General features: G+C 40.6%; 8 protein-coding genes and 2 pseudogenes. 4 read left to right on the top strand and 6 right to left on the bottom strand.

The features are described from left to right. Nucleotides 1-158: 158 nt before the first annotated feature. Both ABFX15_RS08280 and ABFX15_RS08275 read left to right on the top strand, forming a co-directional pair. Nucleotides 159-368, top strand: coding sequence for a cold-shock protein (locus ABFX15_RS08280; RefSeq protein WP_091268131.1), 210 nt, complete (start codon nt 159-161; stop codon nt 366-368). Nucleotides 369-469: 101 nt separating this feature from the next. Next, nucleotides 470-880, top strand: coding sequence for a ribonuclease HI family protein (locus ABFX15_RS08275; RefSeq protein ID WP_346024985.1), 411 nt, complete (start codon nt 470-472; stop codon nt 878-880). Between the two features lie 56 nt (nt 881-936). Here ABFX15_RS08275 and ABFX15_RS08270 read toward each other — a convergent pair whose 3' ends face one another. Beyond that, on the bottom strand, nt 937-2,445 hold the full coding sequence (locus ABFX15_RS08270) for a DUF1846 domain-containing protein (protein WP_346024984.1): 1,509 nt from the start codon (nt 2,443-2,445) through the stop codon (nt 937-939). A gap of 92 nt (nt 2,446-2,537) precedes the next feature. Then, entirely contained in the window at nt 2,538-2,765 is a 228-nt protein-coding gene (locus tag ABFX15_RS08265; RefSeq protein WP_346024983.1) for a hypothetical protein, read from the bottom strand. Between ABFX15_RS08265 and ABFX15_RS08260 the strand changes: the two are divergent. Beyond that, nucleotides 2,758-2,901 (top strand): annotated as a pseudogene (locus ABFX15_RS08260) (DNA alkylation repair protein); the annotation flags it as partial. The gene ABFX15_RS08265 and the pseudogene ABFX15_RS08260 overlap by 8 nt on opposite strands. Nucleotides 2,902-3,113: 212 nt before the next feature. Here ABFX15_RS08260 and ABFX15_RS08255 read toward each other — a convergent pair. The 4 genes from ABFX15_RS08255 to ABFX15_RS08240 all read right to left on the bottom strand — a co-directional run bounded on the left by ABFX15_RS08255 (nt 3,114) and on the right by ABFX15_RS08240 (nt 6,795). Continuing rightward, entirely contained in the window at nt 3,114-3,878 is a 765-nt protein-coding gene (locus ABFX15_RS08255) for a mechanosensitive ion channel family protein (RefSeq protein ID WP_346024982.1), read from the bottom strand. Between the two features lie 66 nt (nt 3,879-3,944). Then, nucleotides 3,945-4,829: a bile acid:sodium symporter family protein gene (locus tag ABFX15_RS08250; protein ID WP_346024981.1), complete on the bottom strand. Its 885-nt coding sequence runs from the start codon at nt 4,827-4,829 to the stop codon at nt 3,945-3,947. 911 nt (nt 4,830-5,740) lie between these two features. Further along, a complete protein-coding gene (locus ABFX15_RS08245) occupies nt 5,741-6,280 on the bottom strand; it encodes a DUF6933 domain-containing protein (protein WP_346024980.1) in 540 nt (179 codons plus the stop codon). A gap of 56 nt (nt 6,281-6,336) precedes the next feature. Next, nucleotides 6,337-6,795 (bottom strand): 8-oxo-dGTP diphosphatase, encoded by a 459-nt coding sequence (locus ABFX15_RS08240; RefSeq protein ID WP_346024979.1) that lies wholly within the window; start codon nt 6,793-6,795, stop codon nt 6,337-6,339. A 256-nt stretch (nt 6,796-7,051) separates the two neighbouring features. Here ABFX15_RS08240 and ABFX15_RS08235 point away from each other — a divergent pair. Then, nucleotides 7,052-7,296: pseudogene (locus ABFX15_RS08235) on the top strand (DUF378 domain-containing protein). Nucleotides 7,297-7,551: the final 255 nt, after the last annotated feature.

Raw genomic sequence — 7,551 nt, 5'->3', positions numbered from 1 at the left:
GAAAGTCAAAAACAATAAACTGCGTTTCAGATTTCTAGAATAAATTTCCGAGAATAGCTTTACACATACTCCCTTGTAGCAATGATTGACTAGGTTCACCGTATCCTTTATACTGAGGGATATAACCGACTATAATGAGTAATCTTAGGGGGAAAACGATGACTACAGGTACTGTTAAATGGTTTAACAATCAAAAAGGCTACGGGTTTATTCAATTTGGTGATGAGGAAGAAGTGTTCGTTCACTTCACAGGCATCACAATGGAAGGGTACAAAGCTCTTAATGAAGGTCAGACAGTCGAGTTCGATATCGTTGAAGGGTCACGCGGTCCTCAAGCTACAAATGTTACAGTCGTGGAAGCTGAATAATACATTTTACTTATACATAGAAATGAGGATCAGTTGCACAGAGGAACTGGTCTTTTTTCTACGTCATTTTTAAACAAATAATAATTAAGGAGAATCCAGGTATGCTTAAAATTTACAGTGATGCGGCTGTATCTCAGAAAAACCAACGTGCTGGCGCTGGCCTGGTAGTGGCTGGGGACGGTCTGCATGAACAGCTTAATGCCCCTCTCGAAAACTGTCTGGACAATCACTTGGCAGAATTAAAAGCTTTCTACCTGGCAGTCAAGTGGGTTCATGATCATGACCGCACCCAGGAGTGGACTATATTACACACAGACAGTCAGCTTGTCGCCCAGTCGATCCGAAAGAATCATATGAAGAATCCCGTTTACGCTGAGATCTTCAATGATATACAGCAATTGTTGTCCCAGCTTAGTTTTTATGAAGTGAAATGGATCCCTGAAAAACAGAACAAAGGCGCGGACAATCTGGCTAAACAGGCCATCGCCAAGCAGCTTAAACAAAAAAATTAAAAAAGTAGCTGCTCGTCGTCTATCTCAGTTGAGATAAGCGGACGGCAGCTTTAATCTTAATTGTAATACAGATTGTCTGTTGGATAGACGGGATCATTCGTAATATCTATTCCTAGCATTCTGATTGTCTGTTCATTTTCGCTGTTCAGAATAACTGTTGAGTGCGCCTGGGCATCAGTCAACTTGTCAAGCTGCCTGTAAGCCAGATCTGCGGTCGGATTAGTTACCGCACTGATCGCCAGTGCAATAAGCAGCTCGTTGGCAGATAAGGTAGGTACCTTGCTTTTCAGATCATCTTTTTTCAATGTCTGAATCGTCTGCAGGATCATAGGAGCCAGCAAATCAATTTCATCAGAAATATTGGCCAAAGATTTCAAGCTGTTGACGATTGCAGCCGCAGCTGCATCCATCAGACTGGTCGTGCGTCCAGTCACTACTTTGCCATTAGGCAGCTCGATTGCAACGACTGCTTGAAGGCTCGTATCATCCATCCTGCTCTGTACCTTTTCTGCATACTGCCTTGCAATCAAGACAGGTTTTCTATCTTCTTTCTTTAAATCTGTTTCTTCAAGGATCAGCTGCATGTGTCGCAGAGAATCTTCATCAGCCAGACCTTTTATATAGTCATTTTCAATAGAAAATGCGCGGCGGATGATTTCCTGTCTGGACGCCTCACAGACTACTTCATCATTAATAATACCAGATTTAATCCGGTTTACACCCATATCTGTGGGAGACTGATAAACTGAAGATTTTCCGGATATTTTTTCAATAATCCGTCTAATAACTGGGAACATTTCCGTGTCTCTATTATAGTTGACCGCAACTTCCCCGTATGCTTCATAGTGATAGTTGTCCAGCATATTAACATCTTTAAGGTCCACAGTAGCTGCTTCGTATGCTGTATTGACCGGATGCTTGAGCGGAAGGTTCCATACCGGAAACGTCTCGAATTTTGCATAACTCGCTTCATTTCCTCTAGCATATTCATGATAGAGCTGATTCAGGCAGGTAGCCAGTTTTCCGCTTCCAGCTCCTGGAGCTGTAACGACGACTAGCGGTTTTGTAGTCTCAATGTAAGCATTTTTAGCAAAGCCGTTTTCTCCAACAATTGCTTCGACATTGGTAGGATAACCGTCAATGGCTCTATGCGTATGAACATTTATGCCATTGCGTTTAAGCTTGGTCATGAAGATATCAACGTTAGGCTGATTCTGGTATCGAGTAATCAGTACGCTGTTCACTGGAATGCCATATGCCCGGTACTCATCGATGAGTCTTAACACATCCCGGTCGTATGTAATCCCATAGTCCCCTCTCACCTTGTTTCTCTCAATGTCTCCTGCATACACACAAATGATAATTTCAGACTGATCTTTCAATGTTGCCAGCAGTTTCATCTTGGCATCTTCATCAAAACCAGGCAGCACACGTTTGGCATGCTTGTCGCCAATTAATTTCCCACCAAACTCAAGATACAATTTGTCACTGTTCTCAACTCTTTCAAGAATATAGGCAGACTGTTCCTTCAAATACTTTTCTGTGTCAAAACCAATTGTCTTCATTTCTTCCTCCTGTAACTTGTCCATTATCTGACTCATTATAGCATTAAACAGGAGGACATCTTAGAAATTTTTTTAAATTCTTAAAAAGAAAATCACTCGACAAGTTTCAGGTCATCCATTCCCACTATTTTCTTGTTCAATACATCTATGACTGCATCCCTTTTAACCAATGTCTTCTTTTCCAGCAGCATTTCCAGAACAGTTTTTGCCCCATAATCCATTCCTCGAGCTCCCGTGATCAGGAGAATATCTCCTTTTCCAACGTGGTCGAGACTCGTACATAGCACATCTTCTAGTTCGTTGTAATAGTCAACAGACACTGTACTTCTGGAAGAAATTATAGTGAATAACCTGAACCAGAATGAATTCTTTATTAATAAAGCAATCGGCTGAAGTTTAAGAGACTACAGCAAAACTGATCCTGAATGGGTCCCTCAATTCATCGAAACACACTGACAGGACACGGCTTCTTTGAGCATACGGGAAGCCAGCAAGTACCTTTAATGCAAGGTTCTCGCCAAACGGAAGGATGATGAATAATGTTTGTCTTAATGCAAAGGGTAGTATGACACTGGAGGAATTGATCCCGTATTGATCGGACGAAAAAAGGAGACCCTTATTAGTTTAAGTATTTCCTTTATCATTTAATTTTCCATGTGAATATCCATTTAAGGGTAAGAAATTGAAATCCCTTCCTGGTCAAAGGATTTCTTAACTTCCTGCAGGACATCAAAGTATACCGTCCAGTAATCTTCGGATTTGACCCATACTCTCGCAACATATTCGACGGCACTGTCTCCATGTGCAGACAGGCGAATAAACGGTTCAGGATCAGACATGACCAACTCATGATTATTTAAAATACCTTCCAATACATTCAGCACATGCTGAGTATCTGTCTCGTATCCAACTCCGAAAGTGAAATCGACTCGTCGGGTGTCATGAACAGAATAATTGACGATTCCAGCATTGGACAGTGTGCCGTTAGGAATGTAGATCATTTTATTGTCCGGAGTAATCAGTTCGGTATAAAGAATCTGGATGGCTTTGACTGTTCCGCTGTATCCGGATCCTTCAATATAATCCCCTACCTTGAACGGTCGCATGGTCAGAAGTAGTACCCCTCCAGCCAGATTAGACAGAGCGCCTTGAAAAGCCAGACCAATCGCCAGACTTCCTGCACCCAGAACAGCAACAAACGACGCTGTTGGTATGCCTAGAATACCGATTACAACAATAATAAGAAGAATCTTCATTACGACACTAAAAACAGACAGAAGAAATGGCTTAAGACTTTCGTCCATTTTTGATTTCTTAACTTGTCTCGTCAATAGTCTGTTGAAAACCTTAATCAGACTTGATCCAATAATTAAAGTAAGTATTGCCATAACTACAGGTACGGCTTTATCGATAAAAAATGTAATCCAATTCATTATTAATCTCCTTCATACCGAATCCGTGGGTATCACGGCCGGCAAGTAATTTTTTTAATTGAAACCTTATCTAGTTTCGGCCTCTTTAAGTCTTGATTTTCCTATATAAGTGGATAAGGTGCTGAACAACACTGTACTGATCATCGTTGTCACAGCAATCGTAAGAAAAATGCCTGGATCAGAAAAGTTATTTAAAACTACTGCAAATGCAACTGCACCATTCCTCTGTCCCCCTGCAAATCCGGAAGTCAGCTGCATCGCACGGTCGGGATTTTTCATTTCAATCAAATACCCGATTACTGCTGATGCTAGTACAATAAGAATGCTTGATGTAATCACACCACTCCCGATAAGCTGAACCAATTCAGGTAGAAGCCCCAGCATCATGCCGTATACTGCTATATTCATCATGACCTTCTGTGTTTTCAACGTATAAGGCTTAATATTCAATGCCAAGTCTTCGAAAAATAGTCGCATGAAAGACCCCGCCGATAAAGGAAGAAGGATACTCGCAATCAGACTTCCGATAAGGTCAAGAGAAGTGATTTCTACCCCTTCAATCATCCTCGGCAAAAGAATAGGTAAAATCAGAACTGTTGACAAGGTCAACAGGATCATTGTTGAAACAGCATAAGTGATCTTCTCACCTGTTTCCTGCACAAATGCAATGACTGTCGAGGCACCTGCACATAAAAATAGAATAACAAAGGCTGCGGAATAAACCGGATCTATTGGGATGATCCTGAGAAGCTGCCAGAGAATGAGGGGGAGAATGACATTGTTAAACGCCACCAGCCTTAAGAAGAAGCCCCAGTTATCTTTGACTGTCTTGAGAATAGTTTTTGGGTGTTCACTTAATCCTGAATTGAATACCAGGAGTAAAATGAAAATCGGCATGGTAAAATAACTGACATTGTATATCACATTTAAAACACCATTAATAACGTTCAATATAATCGTCTCCTTTAACGCACTAATATAAAGGATACAATCTATACTTACTTAAAGTCAACTTTTTTGAAATAAAGCAGCGTTGCAGGCGCGTATTAAGGGTGATGATATCTGGTGGCTAATCATCTAAGTTGTTTGGTCCCCTCTTCAGTAAGTGACAGGCTTAGTGGGTGGGAATCGGATAATGGTTGATGAGGACAAGGACTCACTCTGTCGGGAGCAGCCAACTGAGTTGTGATCGTGCCATCGAGTTGGTCGTAAGATGTCGCGAGCAGCCAACTGAGTTGTGATCGTGCCATTGAGTTGGTCGTAAGATGGTGGGAGCAGCCAACTGAGTTGTGATCGTGCCATCGAGTTGGTCGTAAGATGTCGCGAGCAGCCAACTGAGTTGTGATCGTGCCATCGAGTTGGTCGTAAGATGTCGCGAGCAGCCAACTGAGTTGTGATCGTGCCATTGAGTTGGTCGAAAGATGTCGCGAGCAGTCAACTGAGTTGTGATTGTGCCATTGAGTTGGTCGTAAGATGGTGGGAGCAGCCAACTGAGTTGTGATCGTGCCATTGAGTTGGTCGAAAGATGTCGCGAGCAGTCAACTGAGTTGTGATCGTGCCATCGAGTTGGTCGAAAGATGGATCTTGGAACCCACTCAGTTGGATTGAGGGCGCTCAGTTCGTCGCAAAACAAGACCGTTATATGCTCCCACAAAAAAACAAAGAAAAGCCGCCTATAGTACCCAGACAGTTGTTCATTGTTTCCAATGCTTTTGTAGGTTGGGGTCCCCCAACCCCTCCTTCTTGATTTAAATGATACTAGTTCAATGAATGGATACCTAATCGAGATACTTGGTGTCTTTGATACTTTCAGCTTTCAGAGTCAGTAAAATACGATTACCCTACACTTAATGTGTCCGCCTTTACCATTCCTCTAACCACAGATCAATAGGCTTTTGAAATACACCATCTTTTGTTCGATAGATATCACTTAACCAAACACTTATACTAATAGGATCTATATCCTTTATATTTAAATCTTCGTAATAGACGTAGTGGAGCGCGTCCGATCCTATTGAGCTAAGTTGGCTGACTTTACTATGGTTCAAAGTCTTAGTAAAGGTTACATTCTTACAGTTATTAACGTAATCCTCCCTAATCCTTTCAGGAATTTTAGTTTCCTGCATTAATTGAAGCAGATTGGACTGGAAATCAGCTAAAAATCTATTTATTTTGCTTAATCTGATTGGCCCGCAAACTATAGGATAATATGTTTTATCATTCATCAGGACAACTAATACAGTAGCCCTTGTCAGCTCCACTACATTCGCGTGCCAGTCGTATAATTCATCCGAATCTGTCGCATGATCATAATCCATATCGATAGCAACCTTTGAATCTCCAAAAATACCATCACTATTTTTTATCGCTGTGAGCATTTTCTTAGAGCAATGAATTCTCATATTCTCCGCCTTAATAGAGTACTCATGACAGCAGCCGACTGTTCTATTAGATGCATTTATAGTAATTGAAGCTCCCAGTCAGACTCTTCGTTCTGAGTACGCGCATAATAAAATTCGTTTAATTCTTCAGAAATCATCACCTTGTACATATCCATTAGGTCAGGAACCAGATTATAGTTTGAAAGTTCCGATTCGTCTATCCAGAATACTTCTCCTTCTTCAGAAGACCTCAAAGTGCCCGTAAACTGCGTTGCTATGTATAACAAAACGATGTAGCGTTCGTCTTTGTCAGTCTGAAACTGCTTGGTGCCGACAAGGTCAGGATCAGAAATGACTAGTCCGCTTTCTTCAAATACTTCTCTAATAACAGCCTTCTGGAAAGATTCCGCATGTTCTATTTTCCCACCTGGAAAAGTAATGCCTGGCCAGTTCTTATCTCGTCTGTCCCGAACAAGGACTTGGTTTTCAGAGTTGCGTATCAGACACATATTGGTAAGGATAACTTGTTCGCTCATTTAACACTCTCCTAAACAAAGAATTCAATATTAACTAAGTTAGTCCTTTAGTCTATTCAAATCCGTGTATCCAGTATATCAGTTTGAATTAATTCTTTCACTAATTCGGACATAATTTACTCTCATATGTTCCGTTCAGAGAGTATTACTCGTTTTAATATATAGTGCTTTTATCGAGGCTTATAACTCGCTATATTAAAGGTTAGGACTATAATCTAGGTGTCAGAAATTTATAGGAGAAAGGAGAGATTTTAAGATGAAAACATTGGACAGAGTCGCTTTAGTTATTTTAATTATTAGTGTGGTAAACTACTTATTAGTCGGACTTTTTGAGTTTAACTTGGTTGCCTCTATTTTTTGGGTCAGGATAATATCATTCCTCGTATCGTCTATGTACTCGATGGTCTAGCAACACTATATTGCATTAAATATTTTATGTATGGTCCTGATTCTATCGTGATAATGACCGAAAATACTATAAAGGAAACCGTTAATTTTTAAAATGTGGCTGAGCTAGATGCCAGTCTCTTTTTTGAACCATTATATATTGATAGTCCGACTGCCAATATATAATGGTTGTATATTTCTCAGTATTAGTTGATACTTGAGCCAATTTCATAATTATTTGTCGTGTTTAACACCTGATAAATCAACTTTTTTAAAACATAGAAAAAAGGACCCCCCCCATATGGTACAATTAGGTTGTCGACTAAGACACGTACTCCAGGAGGGATTCCTTATGTCCATTATACAACA

Source organism: Alkalibacterium indicireducens, from assembly GCF_039522005.1.
Taxonomy (GTDB): domain Bacteria; phylum Bacillota; class Bacilli; order Lactobacillales; family Carnobacteriaceae_A; genus Alkalibacterium; species Alkalibacterium indicireducens.
This window is presented reverse-complemented; position numbering and strand designations above follow the sequence as displayed.